Genomic DNA, 16,665 nt, shown 5'->3' with positions numbered 1-16,665 from the left:
CCACAGAGATTTTCGTAACGGAGACGTTCCTCTAGTAATTGGCTCGAAATTTGCCGCCAGTCATCTGAAAATGTAACCATTTGTCAAAACAGATACAAAGGAGATTAACACTTTGACAAATTTTTCAGAATTAAACATCAGTGCTTCAACATTAAAATCCATTAAACGTATGGGCTTTGAAGAAGCAACCCCAATCCAAGAAGGTACAATCACTCATGCTATGGAAGGTCGCGACGTCTTAGGACAAGCACAAACAGGTACAGGTAAAACTGCTGCGTTTGGTATTCCTTTAATTGAGAAGATTGACCCCAAAAACCCAAATATCCAAGGACTTATCATTGCTCCAACACGTGAGCTTGCGATTCAAGTATCAGAAGAGCTTTACAAACTTGGCTATGATAAGCGTGTAAAACTTCTATCTGTATACGGTGGACAAGATATCTCTCGTCAAATCCGTGCACTTAAAAACAACCCGCAAATTATTGTCGGTACACCAGGTCGTATTCTAGACCACATCAACCGTCGTACATTGAAGCTTGAGAACGTCAACACACTTGTATTAGACGAAGCAGATGAAATGTTGAACATGGGCTTCATCGAAGACATCAACACGATTCTTTCGAACGTTCCAGATACACGTCAAACACTTTTATTCTCAGCTACTATGCCAGGACCGATTCGCAAAATTGCAAACACGTTCATGAAAGAGCCAGTTGAAGTGAAAATCAAGTCAAAAGAAATGACTGTTGAAAATATTGAACAGTTCTTCGTAAAAGCAGCAGAACGTGAAAAATTTGATGTGTTATCACGTATCATCAATGTTCACCAACCAGAACTTGCGATCATCTTTGGTCGTACAAAGCGTCGCGTTGATGAACTTTCACATGCTCTTAGCATTCGTGGGTATTTAGCTGAAGGAATCCACGGAGACCTTAGCCAAGCAAAACGTATGTCTGTGCTTCGTCAATTTAAAGAAAACAAAATTGACATTCTTGTTGCTACGGATGTAGCTGCTCGTGGTCTTGATATCTCAGGCGTTACTCATGTATACAACTTTGATATTCCACAAGATCCAGAAAGCTATGTTCACCGTATCGGTCGTACAGGCCGTGCAGGGAAAAGCGGAATGGCGATTACGTTCGTAACGCCACGTGAAATGGGCTACCTTCGTATCGTGGAAGAAACAACGAAAAAACGTATGACTCCTTTACGTCCACCAAGTGAAGATGAAGCTCTACTTGGCCAACAACGCATTGCAATGGAAACATTGACAGAGCTTGTTGAGAAAAATGACCTTGGAGATTACCGTGCACTAGCTTCTGAGCTTCTTGAAAACTTAGATGCAGTGGATGTGGTAGCAGCAGCTATCAAATCAGTGACGAAAGAACCAAGCGATCAGCCTGTTACGATTTCTGAAGAACGCCCGTTACCGATGCGTGGCGAACGTTCAGGTGGAGGCCGTGGTGGTTACCGTGGTGGAAACCGTTCAGGTGGTGGAGGCCGTGGAGGTCGTCCAAGCGGTGGTTCAAGCGGAGGCCGCGGTGGTTCAGGCGGAGGCGCACGTCGCTCTTCAGGTCCACGTGACGGATCAACTCGTCGCTCTGCACGTCCAGCACGTCGCAACGACTAATCTATGGACTTTAGCTTCTCTCCTTCACCGGAGGGAAGTTTTTTTTGTGAAAAATTTGATTGGTATAGCAAAGAATAAATTCACAGAGACCACGAAGACTTCCGAAGGATCAGAGTGCTACCGAGACCCCACAGTGGGGAGCAAAGCGCAAGCTTTGGGTAACCACGAGGAGGCTTGGGAGTGCTCCCTTGGAAAAGCGAAGTGGTTTCTGTGAATTTATGATGACTCCAACCTCTTGATATGTAGACAAAACCTATGATTATGATGAAACTTATCCGCACGCTATGTCGTATACTATCCTAAGGAGGGTTTCTTTATGCAAAATGCTAAGCACTTATCACAAAAAGGGTTAACTGTCTGGCGAATTTACGGCCTCATACAAACACTTGTCTTATTGTTACTCGCGGTGGGTGTCGGTGCATTCAACTATTTCTTTTTTGAAACGACGTGGATTTACGTCGTAGCTGTGACCATTCTGATTTTACTAGGTGTCGCCATTATAGGAATCATTCCAAATGTCAGATGGAAGCGTTGGCGCTATGAAGTTCGAGAACATGAGATCGAATATCAACACGGTCTATTTGTCATTAAACGTACCATCATTCCAATGGTTCGCGTCCAACATGTCGATTCCGAACAGGGTCCGATTTTACGAAACTACCATCTCGCCTCTATACATATATCGACAGCAGCTACGCAGCATACCATTCCATTTTTAAACGAGCAAGAAGCAGAAGCCATGCGGATGCGTATTTCAGAGCTGGCAAGGGTGGCGGAAGATGATGTCTGAGACTCGTTATAAACTTCATCCCGTTTCCGCAGTCATTTCCTTCGTCAAAGGGTTGAAGGATTTGATTTTCCCAATCGTTATCTTATTCTTTGTCGGAGGTTCTGGTGGCTCAGATGGCGGGTTCTTTAGTTACCTTCCCTACATTTTTACTGGACTTGCACTTTTGCTCTATCTGGTTTCTGGGTTAATTAAATGGTGGAAATTCGTCTATTGGTTTGAAGATGGGGAGCTCCGGATTGAGTATGGATTATTCGTCAAAAAGAAACGCTATATTCCGTTTGAACGTATTCAAAGTCTTGATTACACCGAGTCCATTTTTCATCGTCCGTTTGGTCTTGTGAAAGTAAAAGTAGAGACGGCCGGAGGGGGGATAGGGGAAGCCGAAGCAGAACTGACCGCGATTCGTTTAGAAGCGGCAGAACAGATTAAACAAGAGATGCTAGCAGCGAAACGACAAACTGTCACTGTCTCTGGTGAGGAAATGGTTCCTGAAAATGAGTCACCACCCATTCAAGTAAAGGTCCCGACTGATACTCAAGTACTCTACAAGATGACGACGAAAGATTTATGGGTTTTGGCTATTACGTCAGGAGGAATCGGACTGATTTTTTCAGGGGCGGCGTTCATTTTATCGCAGTTCTCCGAATTCATTCCGTATGAGGCCATTTATGACGAAGTCGTACAGTTCTTACGTTTTGGCGTTATGATTGTTGCGGCTGTCGCCTTTGCTGTTCTTCTCATTACATTCCTTATTAGCGTGGGCCTAACGTATTTACAAAACTACGGCTATACGGTCACGCGCGATGAACGAGATATTTTGATTCAACGAGGACTTCTTGAAAAAAAACGCACCACTATCCCGATGAAACGAATTCAAGGGATTCAACTCGTCGAAAATCCGTTGCGCCAGCTCTTCGGCTATGTCACCATCGTGATCGATAGTGCAGGAGGCTCGGTAAAAGAAAAAAGTGAAACGGTAAAACTTGTTCCGTTACTGAAGAAGGAGAAGGCCGTAGAACTTCTTACGGAACTCTTTCCGGAGTGGGAATGGAATCCTGAATTTGTCCGTGCGCCAAAGCGAAGCAAGAAGTTTTATTACCGTATCAACACGACGAGTCTACTCGTCGTTGGTGCGGTTCTGAGTTACTTCTTCTATCCATATGGACTATTGTTTTTCCTCTTGGTTCCTCTAAGTTTTGCGCTTGATCTATGGAGCCACCGTTCTACAGGTATTGCTGTTTATCCAAGCTACGCTGTCATGCAGTACCGCTTCATCTCGCGAAAGACTGTGTGGCTTGAGAAGAAACGTATTCAAGCACAAGTGCAAACTCAAACGTTTTTTGAGAAACGAGCAGATGTGGCTTCCCTCCATGCGACCATTAAGTCAGGCGCGTTAGGAAGTCATCACAGTTTGAAAGCGATGGGTGCGACTGTCGTCAATGAAACGATGCAGTGGTTTCTGCCAAAACGATAAAAAACCGCGGGGCACTTCTATTGTCGAAGTGCAGGCCGCGGTTTCTTCTTTTTCCAGTTCCCAATCCGTTTCGGGTTGAAATAATAAAATCCTAAGACAAATCCTGTGAGCAGTCCCCCTAAGTGGGCTGTTATATTGATGTTCGGCATAAGGAAGGTCATGATGATACCGATGGCAAGAATCGGAAGGATAATCTGTTTTAACTGTGGCAATACAGTCCCTGTGTAATAGACAAGCGCGGCAAATGCCCCGAAGATTCCATAAATGGCTCCACTTGCTCCGAGATGCATATAGTCACTGCCTTCAAAAAGATAAGAAGCGAGACAACCGACGATTCCGGATACAAAGTAAATCGTCAAAAAGCGTGCCTTTCCTGCCAGTCGTTCGAGTTCTGGGCCAAAAAGGAAAAGGGAAAACATATTGAAGAGCAGATGCATGAATCCCCCGTGTAAAAAGATCGGCGTAATAAGGCGCCAATACTCACCGTTCGCAATCGATCCATTATGACCAATTCCAATTCCATAAACATAGGGTCCGATAATCGGGAGGTTTGCTATAATGTGAATAGCGATTGTGACGATAAGCAATGTGAACACAACCGGATAATACGTACGATATTGATTAAAATTTTCATGTCGAATAAACATGGATGTCTTTCACCTCATTTGTTTTAAGTATACATGGGAGAGAGGAGCTTTAGAAGCTATATGATTAAAGGGATAGGTCTTGATATTATTGAACTTCAACGAATTGCCCAACTGGTCACAAGGTCCCCGCATTTTTATAAACGGATCCTCACTGAGAATGAACGGCGTTTTTATGAATCTTCTATTCCGAGTCGTCAAATTGAATACTTGGCGGCACGGTTTGCTGTAAAAGAAGCGTATGGCAAAGCGCTCGGTACAGGGATTGGAAAAGGTTGTAGCTTTCAAGATATTGAAGTGGCGAAAGAGCTGGGTGGCGCACCGTATCTATTATTTCGCGGTGAAGATGTGAATGGGTACGTGTCCATCACGCATACGAGAGAGTATGCCGCAGCTCAAGTGATCCTACTGTCATAGCTCGGTTTGCTTTGCCATATAGTGTTACAGGATGGTAGAGGAAAGGATGAATCAACTGAAGAAACGGCTACTTTTCATGATGATTGGAGCAGCCATGGTATTTGCGGCATGCGGAGGTTCAAGCGAAGAGAAAGTTCGTAAACAAATTATGGCCAAGTGGGAAGAACAAGATGGGTATGAAGTAAAGGCGGAAATGGTCGTTCAATCTCCTTCCGAAACAGCTACTTATTCTATTGATGTATGGCACACGAAGCCGGATTACTATCGTGTATCTGTCAATGATGCCAATCCGGAAAAGAATCAACTGATCATCCGGAACAAAGAAGGTGTTTTTGTCATTTCTCCGCACCTGCAGAAGTCGTATCAGTTCAAAAGTGATTGGCCACTAAAACATAGCCAGGCCTATTTGATTGAATCTCTTTCCCGAGATATTCAAGCGGACCCCGAAGCTGAATTTACAGAGCAAGAGAAAACCTATACGTTTGTAACGAAAACAAAAGCAAGCCATGAACAATCTTTACCTCAACAGACGATTGAAATCGATAAGAAATCTCTTCTGCCGAAGCGCGTTGTCATTCATTCAGAAGATGGCCAAGAGAAAATGGAACTGACATTTACAAAAATTGAACTGGGCAAAGTACACTCGGCTGCAGATTACGAGGCAGACCCATTTGAAAAAGCAACAGATGGCAATGAAACGGCAAGTGCCGAAATGGACGACACTGAATTCCAAACATCTTATCCTACAGTACAACTAACTGGCGTTGAGCTTCTTGAAGAAAAGACAGCAGAAGGTCCAAACGGCAAACGGGTCATCCTCACCTATGGAGGAACCAAAGCATTTACACTAATTCAGCAACCTTCACCAAAGAACACACTTCTACCGGTTCATGCACCTGGAGACCCAGCGCCAATTGGTATGCAGATGGGTGGCCAAACGGAGCATTCCTTGCAGTGGGAACAAGACGGGAAGCTGTATTTCTTGGCCTCTACCAGCTTGACGGAAGATGAGATGCTTGCGGTTGCGGCTTCGATGCAAACGCCATCCCTAAAATAACAACTTGACCGCTCGAAAGAAATTGATACGATTAGTAAAAAAGAAAAGAAGGTAGACCGCTGTGCCACAACCCTCATTCTATCGACCAACCTATTTAGAAATCGACACCACACAAATTCTATTTAACATTGACAAATTGAAAGAGACATTGAAACGGGAAACAACCGTTATTCCAGTGATCAAAGCAGATGCATATGGGCATGGAGCAGTTGAAGTCGCTCGCGTACTCGAAGAGCACAGCCTGTCATTTTTTGCAGTAGCCACACCTGATGAAGCAGTCGAGCTGCGGCACGCAGGCATCCAAGCCACGATACTCGTGATGGGTGCCTCTCCGCACCGATTTTTAGACTATGCCTGGCAACAAGCCATTCATGTGACGGCACACTCATTAGAGTGGTTAAAGACAATTCCAGCTAAAGTGAAAGCCCATCTTCATATCAAAATGGATACCGGAATGGGTCGTTTAGGGCTGCGTTCAACAAGTGAAGTGAGAGAAGCAATCGAGTTTGTAAATAGCCGACCTGAACTTCAAATCGAAGGTGTGTACACCCACTTTGCTACAGCAGATGAAACGGAAAATGAACATTTTATAGAGCAAAGTCGCTTGTTTACCGAATGGCTTGACTTATTTCCTGAACGTCCTAAATGGATCCACGCGTCAAATAGTGCAGCAGCCATTCAGCATCCTACAATGCATTTTAATGCAGTGCGTTTTGGTATCTCTATGTACGGAATTGCACCATCAGATTGGATTCGAGAGACCTTCGATTTCCCGTTTAGACCTGCCATGCGTCTCGTCACAGAGCTGGTGCATGTCAAACAAGTTGAAGTGGGTGCAACAGTCGGGTATGGAGCCGCGTACCGAAGCGAGAAAGAAGAGTTTATAGGCACCCTTCCGATAGGCTATGCGGATGGGTTTTTAAGAGGGCTTCGTCACCTCCAAATTCTTATTGGGGAACAACGTGTTCCAATTGCAGGGAAAATTTGTATGGATCAAACCATGTTAATCTTACCTGAAGCGTTTAAAGTTGGAACAAAAGTGGTATTACTAGGGTCAAACGGAAATAAAACCATTCCTGCAGAAGAATGGGCGGAGCATCTCCAAACAATTCCGTATGAAATCTGCTGTCAAATTTCCAAACGCGTTCCGCGTGTTTACCCACATTCTGACAAGAAAAACTAGTACTTCCTGCGCAAAATTCGCATTTATTGTCGAAATCATCTTCCTTGAAGGTGAAATCGATGGTAAGATGATAGAAATTGGCGTATAGAGGAAAGTTTTGTCGGAGGTGTTTGCTGTGGGGGGAAAGTCAGATAAAATAGAAACAGTTTATCTGTTAGCAGATTATATGGAGGAAGTCCGTCCCGTATACGGAAAACGTGTTTTTAAACAACACGTTACGAAACTGCAAGGACAAACAACAATTATACGAGAAGCGATGATACAGGGTTACCTGGAAATGTCTCATATTAATTTGTCTATTTGTAGTGAATGTCTTCATGCAGAGTATGAGGCGCATGACACGACCGAGCGACTCGTAAGTGGAGGCTGACAATTTGATCGTCAAACGAGGAGATGTCTTTTTTGCAGATTTATCACCAGTCGTCGGGTCTGAGCAAGGTGGAACACGGCCCGTCCTGGTATTGCAAAACGATATTGGAAACCGATTTAGTCCGACTGTTATTGTAGCTGCGATAACAGCGCAGATTCAAAAAGCAAAGTTGCCGACTCATGTCGAAATCAATGCAGAAAAGTATCACTTAGAGCGCGACTCCGTTGTGTTACTCGAACAATTACGCACCATAGACAAATCACGACTGACTGACAAAATTACGCATCTAGATGAAGATGTAATGGAAAGCGTGGACCACGCGACTGCCATTAGTCTCGGGTTGATTAAATTTTAATACATACATAAAACAGACAAAGCTACGATATGTACGTGCTTTGTCTGTTTTTATTTCGGTGGAAGGTTAGGAGTGCGCATTTGCTTACTTTCCGCTACAATAAAACTAATACCTATTTTGAAGGAGTGTCTCCTACTCATGAATGCAACACTAGCCAATTATATTAGCGAGAATATGAACTCGATTCTTGAAACATGGAAACAATTAATGGAAGAAGAAGAAGACGGCAAATTTTTTCAAATCATGTCCGATAGCATGATTGATTCGACGGCTCGTGAATTTGGCGACTTGATGATTGTCAGCCTAACTGAAAATGATAAAGACTTTACGAAGCAGATTGAAGATTTTTCAGTGAAAATCTCACGCCATGGATGGTCTATTTCATTTGTCATGAAAGCAATGACAAATTTTACTGAAGCAATCTATCATAATATGGAACAATCTGGTTTCCTTAACAACTCAAACTCAGCAAGCTACATACGTTTAATGAACAAGTGGTTGACTCCGCTAAACCATAGCATCGTCGAAGCATACTCGAAAACATGGGAACGCACCGTGCAGCTTCAGAAAATGGCTCTGCAAGAATTATCTGCCTCTCTCATTCCGGTATTCGACAAAATTTCAGTGATGCCGCTTGTAGGCACCATTGACACGGAACGTGCAAAACTGATTATGGAAAACTTGTTGCAGGGTGTGGTGAAACACCGTTCAGAAGTGGTTCTCCTTGATATCACAGGTGTTCCGGTCGTCGATACAATGGTAGCACATCATATCATTCAAGCAGCAGATGCCGTTCGTTTGGTCGGAGCAAAGTGTATGCTCGTGGGCATCCGTCCAGAAATTGCTCAGACAATTGTGGCTCTTGGCATCAACTTGAATGACTTTACAACAACCAGCACTTTGCAGCGCGGAATGGAACAGGCGCTTGCCATTACCAAACGACAAATTGTAGAGGTGGAAGAAGAATGAGAACTAGAATTCCGATATTAAAACTCCGAGACACATTGATTGTTTCGATCCAGTGGGAACTTGATGATCAAATGGCACTCTCTTTCCAAGAAGATTTACTCGATAAATTACACACGACAGCAGCGCGTGGCGTTGTCATTGATTTGACATCCATCGATTTTATTGACTCATTTATAGCAAAAGTATTAGGCGACGTGATAAGCATGTCCGGTCTTATGGGAGCAAAAGTCGTTATCACCGGTATCCAACCTGCTGTCGCGATTACTCTGATTGAGCTGGGTATCCGTTTGGAAGATGTAGCCACAGCCCTTGATTTAGAGAATGGATTGGAAAAACTAGAACGAGAATTGGAGGACTAATCCATTATGAGCATCGAGTCTTCTGTAGATATCATTACGGAATGGGATATCGTTGCAGCGAGACAGCTTGGACGTAACGAGGCAAAGGAAGTCGGTTTCGGAACTGTTGACCAGGCTCGAATCACAACAGCGATAAGTGAACTGGCCCGTAATATATACTTATATGCCGGGAAAGGCAAAATTACAATTGAACGGATAGCAGATGGTGCGTTGAGAGGTCTCATCATCATTGCGGCTGATCAGGGACCTGGAATTCCAGATTTACGAAAAGTCATGGAAGATGGCTATACGACATCAGGTGGGCTCGGGGCAGGAATGCCAGGGGTAAAGCGATTGATGGATGAATTTAAGGTGGATACTGAAGTTGGACAAGGAACGACGATAACAGCTACAAAATGGTTGCGTTAAGGAGTGAAGGTGAATGCCTCAAGAAGTGGAAAGGCAATATAGAGCTATTCTGCGAAATTACCTTGAGAATCAAAATGAATTAAACCTTTATGAAGGGCAGACGTTCAGTAAACAGCTTATCCAAAAGAATATTTCTCCAGAAGAGATGATTGGAATACATAGATCGGCACTTGAAGAGATATCTCCGGATATTCCAACAACAATTCATCATTCATTTGATTTACTAATTGAGGTGATGGTTCGCTACGGACTTGCCCTGCATGAACACCAAAACTTGATTCAAAAACAAGAGAATTTTCGGATAGAAATGGATTTAGCTGCGAATGTTCAAAAGACATTGCTGAAAACTTCTGTACCTGAAATTGAAGGTGTGGACATCGGCATGCTTTCTGTACCATCTAAAGAGATGAACGGAGATTATGTGCACTTCTTATCAGATGCAAAAGCAGTAGGAATTGGTGTGGCAGATGTCATCGGGAAAGGGATTCCAGCTGCCCTGTGCATGTCCATGATTAAAAATGGAATGGACAGTGTGGACGGGGCCGATAAAGATCCATCTCTCGTCCTGGATATCATCAATCGCATCGTCGAGCGAAGTGTGACGGATTCGATGTTCGTTTCCATGGTATATGGAGGGTACAATACTGCGACGCATGAATTTTTATATGCATCCGCTGGGCACGAACCTGCTCTTCATTATTCCGTGCGTGAGAAGGCCTTTCACGAACTATTCGTAGAAGGTCTTCTTCTCGGTGTGTTGCCTAATACGACGTATAAACATCAGTCCGTCCACTTAGAGCCAGGTGACTTTATTGTTCTAATGACAGACGGTGTCACGGAGTGTCGATCCCAGGAAGGTTTTATTGAGATGGAGAAAGTGATGCAAATCATTGAAGATGTCAAAGATGAACCTGCCCAAGACATGGTGGAGTATGTTTATAAGGAACTTATTTTGTTACAAGACTTTGAACTTCGTGACGATTTTACGCTTGTTATATTAAAAAGAGCTGCCTAAATGTTTACTCCTTCTCACGGGAGGGGTATAGAAAGTTAAACTTTATATAATAGAACAGGGGAAAATGACATGAATATTTCAGTAGATTTACAACACCAAGAAAGTAAAGTATTAGGTTTTATTGAAGGAGAAATTGATGCGTTCACTGCTCCAATGCTCCGTGAAAAATTGACGGAAATTACACTCGATGATTCCAAAGAAATTATTTTAGATTTTTCTGAAGTTTCCTATATGGATTCAACAGGACTTGGCGTGATTGTAGGATTCTTTAAAAAAGCAAAAGCGGAAAATGCGAAATTGAAACTTATCGGGTTATCTTCCCGTTTAAAACGTTTATTCGATATAACTGGCCTCGGAGAAATTATGGACATAGAATCTGCACCAAGAGAGGTGAATTAAGATGAAGCCATTTGATTACGTCGAAATACGAGTGCCTGCTAAAACACAATTCGTCAGTGTGGCTCGTCTAACTATTTCAGGTCTGGCGAATCGTCTAGGGTTTTCTTATGACGATATTGAAGATGTGAAAATTGCAGCAAGCGAAGCGATAACCAATGCGGTTCAACATGCCTACGCGGAAAATGAAGAAGGCGAAGTCGTCATCGGCTGCGCACTTTACGAAGAAAAAATGGAAATCATGGTAGCTGATCATGGGAAGAGTTTTGATTTCCAAGAAACACGTGCTAAGCTCGGACCCTACTCAGAATCTGAGGAAGTATCCTTTATGCGTGAGGGAGGTCTTGGGCTTTACCTGATTGAGACGTTAATGGACGAAGTAAAAGTTCATCATCAAGAAGGTGTCACGATCTTCATGACGAAAAACGTCAGATCTGAGCAGGTGAACGGTAATGTCGAAAACGTCTTATCCTAATCAAGCTTCCAAAGAGCAAGTACTCGATTGGCTTCGTGACTATCAAGAAACGAACTCGGAAGAAGCTCAGACGCAATTAGTGCTGCACTACCAACGACTTGTGGAATCGATTGCTCGGAAATATTCAAACGGTAAATCATACCATGAAGATATCGCTCAGGTGGGGATGCTCGGATTGTTAGGTGCGATGAAACGATACGATGCTAGTTTTGGTCGAAGTTTTGAAGCCTTTGCTGTCCCTACTATTATCGGTGAAATTAAAAGATTCTTACGAGACAAGACATGGGCTGTTCATGTGCCAAGGCGCATCAAAGAACTCGGTCCGCGTATTCGTGCGACTGCTGAAGAGTTGACGACTCAATTGCAAAGGTCTCCACAAGTTGCAGAAATCGCTTCTTATCTAGAAGTGGATATAGAAGATGTCCTAGAAGCAATGGAGATGGGGAAAAGCTATCAGGCGCTTTCAATGGATCACTCTCTAGAGGCGGATTCTGAAGGAAGTACCATCACGTTATTTGATGTCATCGGACAAGAAGACGGAGAGTTTGAAAAGACCGACCAACGTATGCTTGTAGCCAATGCATTAAAATACTTGTCTGACCGTGAGAAGGAAGTTATTCAGCTTACCTATATCGAACAGCTCAGTCAAAAAGATGCTGGTGAACGCTTGGGTATTTCGCAAATGCATGTCTCCCGTATCCAGCGTAAAGCGATTAAAAAGTTACAAGACGCTATTTTGTCTGCGGGTGGAATGGACTAATGGAAGAAATCCATTCGTCTTCGATTCATGTCCGCGTATATAATGAAGCGAAAAATGGGAATCGTCTCTCAGGAGATACATATTATATTGCGGAGCATCCTGAATTTTTTCTCTGTGCCATTGCAGATGGTCTAGGAAATGGGCCGGTGGCTAAAGAATCAGCAGATGTTATCCCGGAAATTTTAACAGAGTATGCTGATGAATCGATTGATCAGTTGATACAACGTTGTAATGAACAAATGACGTATAAGCGAGGCGCGGCAGTTGCTCTAGTTAAGATTGATTATAAGCAAAAGACACTTTCCTACAGTTGCGTAGGAAATGTGAAGTTCTATATGTATCAAAAACGCTTTGATAAGATGGTCTACCCACTACCCGTAATGGGGTATTTGTCAGGGCGCAAGCAAAGCTTACGAACTCAGACGTATCCTGTTTACTCAGGCGACGTTTTTCTTCTTCACTCTGATGGGGTGGACATCCGCAATCCGAAAGGCTTACTGAAAGCATCAAGTTCTGCGGACCAACTTTACCATCATGTGATGAAAGATATGAAGTTTGGTGATGATGCGACATTTATCGCTGCTACTTACCACCAATCAGAAGAATGACCTCTACATCCTGTAGGGGTCTTTATTTTGTGGTATTCTAAAGGGTAGCTGAAGTAAAGGATGTGTCCAAATGAACGTTGTACAACTAATCGCCAAAGAACTGCAAATCAAACCGTCACAAGTGGAGCAGGTGATTGCGCTCCTCAAGGATGGCTCGACAGTCCCGTTTATTGCACGCTACCGTAAAGAGCAGACGGGCTCTTTAGATGAAGTACAAATTAAAGCGATAGAAGATCGCTATGCCTATATGAATCAACTTGCGGAGCGCAAAGAAGAAGTCCTACGCTTAATTGAAGAACAAGGGAAGTTAACAGAAGAGCTGAAACAGCGAATCAATCAAGCGACAGTCCTTCAACGAGTTGAGGATCTTTACCGCCCATACAAGCAAAAACGTCGCACCAAGGCAACGGTTGCAAAAGAACGGGGACTTGAACCACTTGCACAAAAATTACTCGAATTCCCCTCTGTAACATTGGAAGAGCTCACCACCCCATTTTTAACGGAGGAAGTAATCTCTACAGAAGCAGCATTGCAAGGGGCATCCGATATACTTGCCGAGCAGATTGCCGATGATCCGGAGCTTCGTACTCGTCTTCGTACACACTATCTGAAGCATGCAATTATTACTTCTTCTATTAAAAAAGGTGCAGAAGATGAGAAACAATCATTTGAAATGTATTATGACTATCAGGAACCTGTCGCGAAAATCGTCCCCCATCGTACACTTGCACTCAATCGTGGGGAGAAAGAAGGCGTATTACGTGTCGAGGTAGATGTGGATCCGGTTCTAACCCAAGGACTGATTGAAAAAGACTGGGCACCAGAATCCACTCACACACTGTACTCTTATATGCAGTCCGTGATTCAAGATGCATGGAAACGATTGTTGCATCCTGCCCTTGAACGAGAAGTTCGCACGACGCTTACAGAAGTGGCTGAAGAACAAGCAATACATATCTTTGCAGAGAACTTAAAGAGTTTGTTGCTCCAACCGCCACTCAAAGGAAAAGTCGTGCTTGGAGTCGACCCAGCATACCGGACAGGTTGTAAATTAGCCGTTATTGATGAGACAGGAAAAGTACTAGATATACATGCTATCTATCCACATCCACCGATTAACAAAGCACGGGAAGCAGAAGAGAAAGTTCGTCAGCTCCTAAAGAAATATCCAATTACGCTCATCGCCATCGGAAATGGAACGGCTTCTCGTGAAACCGAGCAATTCATTGCAAATGTTCTTCAAAATACGGAATCTGAAGCAGCGTATGTCATTGTAAATGAAGCGGGAGCTTCTGTTTACTCAGCCTCAGAAGTCGCACGGCAAGAGTTTCCGGATTTACAGGTAGAACAGCGAAGTGCGGTATCCATTGCACGACGTATTCAAGATCCACTTGCCGAGCTTGTGAAAATTGAACCTAAAGCAGTAGGCGTGGGCCAATATCAACATGACGTGTCTCAAAAGAAACTGACAGACTCTCTTCAGTTCGTAGTTGAAACTGCGGTTAACCAAGTAGGTGTAGACGTCAATACTGCCTCCGCATCGCTACTTCAATACGTAGCGGGCTTGTCGCGCACTGTTGCAGAGAATATGGTCACCATGCGTAACGAGAATGGGAAATTCATCTCGCGTGCACAACTGAAGAAAGTGCCAAGGCTTGGTGCAAAGACGTATGAACAAGCCATCGGGTTTTTACGTGTGCCTGAAGCAAAGAATCCATTAGACAAAACGTCCATTCACCCGGAGAGTTATGGTGCGGCGGAACAAATTATGAAAGAAGCGGAACTTAAGCCAGCTCAACTAGGTACGGCAGAAGCTCGGTCTGCATTAGAAGGGATCCGCTATCAGGAAACGTTTGGTATCGGAAAAGAGACGTTTCTTGATATTGTGGAGGCACTCAAACGTCCACTACGAGATCCGCGCGATGCATTCCCACAACCGCTCTTAAAGAAAGATATTTTGAAGATGGAAGACCTGAAACCTGGAATGGAGTTACAAGGAACCGTTCGGAATGTGGTCGATTTCGGTGCATTTGTCGATATTGGCGTAAAACAAGATGGTCTTGTTCATATCTCGAAACTCAAAAAAGGATTCGTCAAACATCCTTTGGACGTTGTTTCACTCGGTGATATTGTGACGGTTTGGATAGAAGATGTGTCCGCAAATAAAGGTCGTATTGCCCTTACCATGCTTCCACCTAAATAAACGAAACAAAGGGCCTCTCTTATCGGAGGCCCTGTTTTTAAAGGAGTACCCCAATGACTGATCAAGAACTACAGCAACTCGTCGAAGAAATTTCTATGCGCGATTTTCGGAAACCTTTCCGTCATATCGCTACATTTAATGCGCGCTTACGGACGACCGGGGGAAGATATATGCTCGCTGACCACCGAATAGAAATCAATCCAAAGTATATTTTGGCATTTGAGAGCCAAGAACTTGTTGGAATCATCCGTCATGAATTGTGCCATTACCACTTACATTTGGAAGGAAAAGGGTATCGTCATCAAGATTTAGACTTTAAACGTCTACTTGAGGAAGTTGGTGCGCCTCGCTTTTGCCGAGCATTACCTACTGAAAGACCTTTCGTAAAAAAGAAAATTCATCTGTATATTTGTTTGAAATGTGGGCATAACTATAGTCGGAAAATTCGAATGAATACGGATAAATTCAGGTGTGGCAAGTGTTGGGGGACTCTCCAATATAGAGGTGAAAAAAATAAAGGAAAATATCTTTAAAAACAGTTGACGTTCTTTATAGCCCTGTCTATAATAATAAAAGTCAGCTGATGACGCCGACAACAAATCACACGATTCCGAAGTAGCTCAGTTGGTAGAGCATCCGGCTGTTAACCGGCAGGTCGCAGGTTCGAGTCCTGCCTTCGGAGCCATTACATGGCCCCTTGGTCAAGCGGTTAAGACACCGCCCTTTCACGGCGGTAACACGGGTTCGAATCCCGTAGGGGTCATTCTTCAAATATTTTCTTTTATACATAGGTCCCGTGGTGTAGCGGTTAACATGCCTGCCTGTCACGCAGGAGATCGCGGGTTCGATTCCCGTCGGGACCGCCATTTTAATACTGGGGTATAGCCAAGCGGTAAGGCAATGGATTTTGATTCCATCATGCCTAGGTTCGAATCCTAGTACCCCAGCCATTTTACGAGCCATTAGCTCAGTTGGTAGAGCATCTGACTTTTAATCAGAGGGTCGAAGGTTCGAGTCCTTCATGGCTCACCATTTACCCTTGACACAAGGTGTAAGTTATCGTAAAATAATATTTGTCGCAAAAGCAATTATATTGACTACGCGGTCGTGGCGGAATGGCAGACGCGCTAGGTTGAGGGCCTAGTGGGAGAAATCCCGTGGAAGTTCGACTCTTCTCGGCCGCACCATTCATATTAATGCGCCCGTAGCTCAATTGGATAGAGCGTCTGACTACGGATCAGAAGGTTGTGGGTTCGACTCCTGCCGGGCGCGCCAATGTAATTTCATATAATCATACTACGCGGGTGTAGTTTAGTGGTAAAACCCCAGCCTTCCAAGCTGGTGATGAGGGTTCGATTCCCTTCACCCGCTCCAATTTATTTAAACCTTGAACATTGAAAACTGAACATGCAAGACGTTAAAACAACCTTTCGAAGCTAACCCTCGTTAGTGGAGAAGGATATTTTTTTGGACATCATTAAGATGCCAGCAACTAACTAGAGCTTATATTAAGTTCTCTATTATGGAGAGTTTGATCCTGGCTCAGGACGAA

General features: G+C 43.7%; 19 protein-coding genes and 8 tRNA genes. 26 read left to right on the top strand and 1 reads right to left on the bottom strand.

Annotated features, from left to right (window positions below; translation table 11 throughout):
* Positions 1-112: 112 nt before the first annotated feature.
* The 3 genes from ACFO0S_RS07305 to ACFO0S_RS07295 all read left to right on the top strand — a co-directional run bounded on the left by ACFO0S_RS07305 (position 113) and on the right by ACFO0S_RS07295 (position 3,894).
* Positions 113-1,630, top strand: coding sequence for a degradosome RNA helicase CshA (locus ACFO0S_RS07305; protein WP_378141123.1), 1,518 nt, complete (start codon positions 113-115; stop codon positions 1,628-1,630).
* Between the two features lie 316 nt (positions 1,631-1,946).
* Complete coding sequence (locus ACFO0S_RS07300; RefSeq protein ID WP_378141122.1) at positions 1,947-2,420, top strand: PH domain-containing protein; 474 nt, start codon at positions 1,947-1,949, stop codon at positions 2,418-2,420.
* Positions 2,410-3,894: a PH domain-containing protein gene (locus ACFO0S_RS07295; RefSeq protein ID WP_378141121.1), complete on the top strand. Its 1,485-nt coding sequence runs from the start codon at positions 2,410-2,412 to the stop codon at positions 3,892-3,894. The genes ACFO0S_RS07300 and ACFO0S_RS07295 overlap by 11 nt, the downstream gene beginning before the upstream one ends.
* A 17-nt stretch (positions 3,895-3,911) precedes the next feature.
* On the opposite strand, the gene ACFO0S_RS07290 is transcribed toward ACFO0S_RS07295, so the two are convergent.
* Complete coding sequence (locus ACFO0S_RS07290) at positions 3,912-4,541, bottom strand: rhomboid family intramembrane serine protease (RefSeq protein ID WP_378141120.1); 630 nt, start codon at positions 4,539-4,541, stop codon at positions 3,912-3,914.
* Between the two features lie 60 nt (positions 4,542-4,601).
* On the opposite strand from ACFO0S_RS07290, the gene acpS reads away from it, so the two are divergent.
* The 23 genes from acpS (at position 4,602) to ACFO0S_RS07175 (ending at position 16,487) form a co-directional block, all read left to right on the top strand.
* Entirely contained in the window at positions 4,602-4,955 is a 354-nt protein-coding gene (acpS, locus tag ACFO0S_RS07285; protein ID WP_378141119.1) for a holo-ACP synthase, read from the top strand.
* 46 nt (positions 4,956-5,001) lie between these two features.
* Positions 5,002-6,012, top strand: coding sequence for a LolA family protein (locus ACFO0S_RS07280; protein ID WP_378141118.1), 1,011 nt, complete (start codon positions 5,002-5,004; stop codon positions 6,010-6,012).
* Positions 6,013-6,073: 61 nt separating this feature from the next.
* Entirely contained in the window at positions 6,074-7,195 is a 1,122-nt protein-coding gene (alr, locus tag ACFO0S_RS07275) for an alanine racemase (RefSeq protein ID WP_378141117.1), read from the top strand.
* 115 nt (positions 7,196-7,310) lie between these two features.
* On the top strand, positions 7,311-7,565 hold the full coding sequence (locus ACFO0S_RS07270; protein WP_378141116.1) for a hypothetical protein: 255 nt from the start codon (positions 7,311-7,313) through the stop codon (positions 7,563-7,565).
* A gap of 4 nt (positions 7,566-7,569) precedes the next feature.
* Positions 7,570-7,920 carry a type II toxin-antitoxin system PemK/MazF family toxin gene (locus tag ACFO0S_RS07265; protein WP_378141115.1) on the top strand — a complete coding sequence of 117 codons (351 nt, stop codon included), beginning with the start codon at positions 7,570-7,572 and terminating at the stop codon, positions 7,918-7,920.
* Positions 7,921-8,058: 138 nt separating this feature from the next.
* Positions 8,059-8,889, top strand: a complete 831-nt coding sequence (locus ACFO0S_RS07260) for an STAS domain-containing protein (RefSeq protein WP_378141114.1) — start codon at positions 8,059-8,061, stop codon at positions 8,887-8,889.
* Positions 8,886-9,248 (top strand): STAS domain-containing protein, encoded by a 363-nt coding sequence (locus ACFO0S_RS07255; RefSeq protein WP_378141113.1) that lies wholly within the window; start codon positions 8,886-8,888, stop codon positions 9,246-9,248. Before ACFO0S_RS07260 ends, ACFO0S_RS07255 begins: the two co-directional genes overlap by 4 nt.
* A gap of 6 nt (positions 9,249-9,254) precedes the next feature.
* Positions 9,255-9,656: an anti-sigma regulatory factor gene (locus ACFO0S_RS07250; RefSeq protein WP_378141112.1), complete on the top strand. Its 402-nt coding sequence runs from the start codon at positions 9,255-9,257 to the stop codon at positions 9,654-9,656.
* A 13-nt stretch (positions 9,657-9,669) separates the two neighbouring features.
* The gene (locus ACFO0S_RS07245) at positions 9,670-10,671 is read left to right on the top strand and encodes a PP2C family protein-serine/threonine phosphatase (RefSeq protein WP_378141111.1); all 1,002 of its coding nucleotides are present in this window, start codon (positions 9,670-9,672) and stop codon (positions 10,669-10,671) included.
* A gap of 69 nt (positions 10,672-10,740) precedes the next feature.
* On the top strand, positions 10,741-11,070 hold the full coding sequence (locus ACFO0S_RS07240) for an STAS domain-containing protein (RefSeq protein WP_378141110.1): 330 nt from the start codon (positions 10,741-10,743) through the stop codon (positions 11,068-11,070).
* Between the two features lies 1 nt (position 11,071).
* On the top strand, positions 11,072-11,542 hold the full coding sequence (gene rsbW, locus ACFO0S_RS07235; protein WP_378141109.1) for an anti-sigma B factor RsbW: 471 nt from the start codon (positions 11,072-11,074) through the stop codon (positions 11,540-11,542).
* On the top strand, positions 11,520-12,302 hold the full coding sequence (sigB, locus tag ACFO0S_RS07230) for an RNA polymerase sigma factor SigB (protein ID WP_378141108.1): 783 nt from the start codon (positions 11,520-11,522) through the stop codon (positions 12,300-12,302). Before rsbW ends, sigB begins: the two co-directional genes overlap by 23 nt.
* Entirely contained in the window at positions 12,302-12,910 is a 609-nt protein-coding gene (locus ACFO0S_RS07225) for a PP2C family serine/threonine-protein phosphatase (protein WP_378141107.1), read from the top strand. Before sigB ends, ACFO0S_RS07225 begins: the two co-directional genes overlap by 1 nt.
* A gap of 70 nt (positions 12,911-12,980) precedes the next feature.
* Positions 12,981-15,113: a Tex family protein gene (locus tag ACFO0S_RS07220; RefSeq protein ID WP_378141106.1), complete on the top strand. Its 2,133-nt coding sequence runs from the start codon at positions 12,981-12,983 to the stop codon at positions 15,111-15,113.
* Between the two features lie 53 nt (positions 15,114-15,166).
* Positions 15,167-15,646, top strand: coding sequence for a SprT family protein (locus ACFO0S_RS07215; RefSeq protein WP_378141105.1), 480 nt, complete (start codon positions 15,167-15,169; stop codon positions 15,644-15,646).
* A 76-nt stretch (positions 15,647-15,722) separates the two neighbouring features.
* Positions 15,723-15,798: transfer RNA gene (locus ACFO0S_RS07210), tRNA-Asn, on the top strand.
* Positions 15,799-15,804: 6 nt separating this feature from the next.
* Positions 15,805-15,876, top strand: a tRNA-Glu gene (locus ACFO0S_RS07205).
* 27 nt (positions 15,877-15,903) lie between these two features.
* A tRNA-Asp gene (locus tag ACFO0S_RS07200) sits at positions 15,904-15,979 on the top strand.
* Positions 15,980-15,988: 9 nt separating this feature from the next.
* Positions 15,989-16,063, top strand: a tRNA-Gln gene (locus ACFO0S_RS07195).
* A gap of 6 nt (positions 16,064-16,069) precedes the next feature.
* A tRNA-Lys gene (locus ACFO0S_RS07190) sits at positions 16,070-16,145 on the top strand.
* A gap of 69 nt (positions 16,146-16,214) precedes the next feature.
* Positions 16,215-16,300: transfer RNA gene (locus tag ACFO0S_RS07185), tRNA-Leu, on the top strand.
* Positions 16,301-16,311: 11 nt separating this feature from the next.
* Positions 16,312-16,388, top strand: a tRNA-Arg gene (locus ACFO0S_RS07180).
* 25 nt (positions 16,389-16,413) lie between these two features.
* A tRNA-Gly gene (locus tag ACFO0S_RS07175) sits at positions 16,414-16,487 on the top strand.
* Positions 16,488-16,665 lie beyond the last annotated feature (178 nt).

Source organism: Chryseomicrobium palamuruense, assembly GCF_042649045.1.
Lineage (GTDB): Bacteria > Bacillota > Bacilli > Bacillales_A > Planococcaceae > Chryseomicrobium > Chryseomicrobium palamuruense.
This window is presented reverse-complemented; position numbering and strand designations above follow the sequence as displayed.

Excerpts from the sequence above, each read along its gene's own strand:
- ACFO0S_RS07300 (WP_378141122.1), top strand. The coding sequence starts at position 1,947 with ATGCAAAATGCTAAGCACTTATCACAAAAAGGGTTAACTGTCTGGCGA.
- ACFO0S_RS07295 (WP_378141121.1), top strand. The coding sequence starts at position 2,410 with ATGATGTCTGAGACTCGTTATAAACTTCATCCCGTTTCCGCAGTCATT.
- ACFO0S_RS07290 (WP_378141120.1), bottom strand. The coding sequence starts at position 4,541 with ATGTTTATTCGACATGAAAATTTTAATCAATATCGTACGTATTATCCG.
- acpS (WP_378141119.1), top strand. The coding sequence starts at position 4,602 with ATGATTAAAGGGATAGGTCTTGATATTATTGAACTTCAACGAATTGCC.
- ACFO0S_RS07280 (WP_378141118.1), top strand. The coding sequence starts at position 5,002 with ATGAATCAACTGAAGAAACGGCTACTTTTCATGATGATTGGAGCAGCC.
- ACFO0S_RS07260 (WP_378141114.1), top strand. The coding sequence starts at position 8,059 with ATGAATGCAACACTAGCCAATTATATTAGCGAGAATATGAACTCGATT.
- ACFO0S_RS07255 (WP_378141113.1), top strand. The coding sequence starts at position 8,886 with ATGAGAACTAGAATTCCGATATTAAAACTCCGAGACACATTGATTGTT.
- ACFO0S_RS07250 (WP_378141112.1), top strand. The coding sequence starts at position 9,255 with ATGAGCATCGAGTCTTCTGTAGATATCATTACGGAATGGGATATCGTT.
- ACFO0S_RS07245 (WP_378141111.1), top strand. The coding sequence starts at position 9,670 with ATGCCTCAAGAAGTGGAAAGGCAATATAGAGCTATTCTGCGAAATTAC.
- ACFO0S_RS07240 (WP_378141110.1), top strand. The coding sequence starts at position 10,741 with ATGAATATTTCAGTAGATTTACAACACCAAGAAAGTAAAGTATTAGGT.
- rsbW (WP_378141109.1), top strand. The coding sequence starts at position 11,072 with ATGAAGCCATTTGATTACGTCGAAATACGAGTGCCTGCTAAAACACAA.
- sigB (WP_378141108.1), top strand. The coding sequence starts at position 11,520 with ATGTCGAAAACGTCTTATCCTAATCAAGCTTCCAAAGAGCAAGTACTC.
- ACFO0S_RS07225 (WP_378141107.1), top strand. The coding sequence starts at position 12,302 with ATGGAAGAAATCCATTCGTCTTCGATTCATGTCCGCGTATATAATGAA.
- ACFO0S_RS07220 (WP_378141106.1), top strand. The coding sequence starts at position 12,981 with ATGAACGTTGTACAACTAATCGCCAAAGAACTGCAAATCAAACCGTCA.
- ACFO0S_RS07215 (WP_378141105.1), top strand. The coding sequence starts at position 15,167 with ATGACTGATCAAGAACTACAGCAACTCGTCGAAGAAATTTCTATGCGC.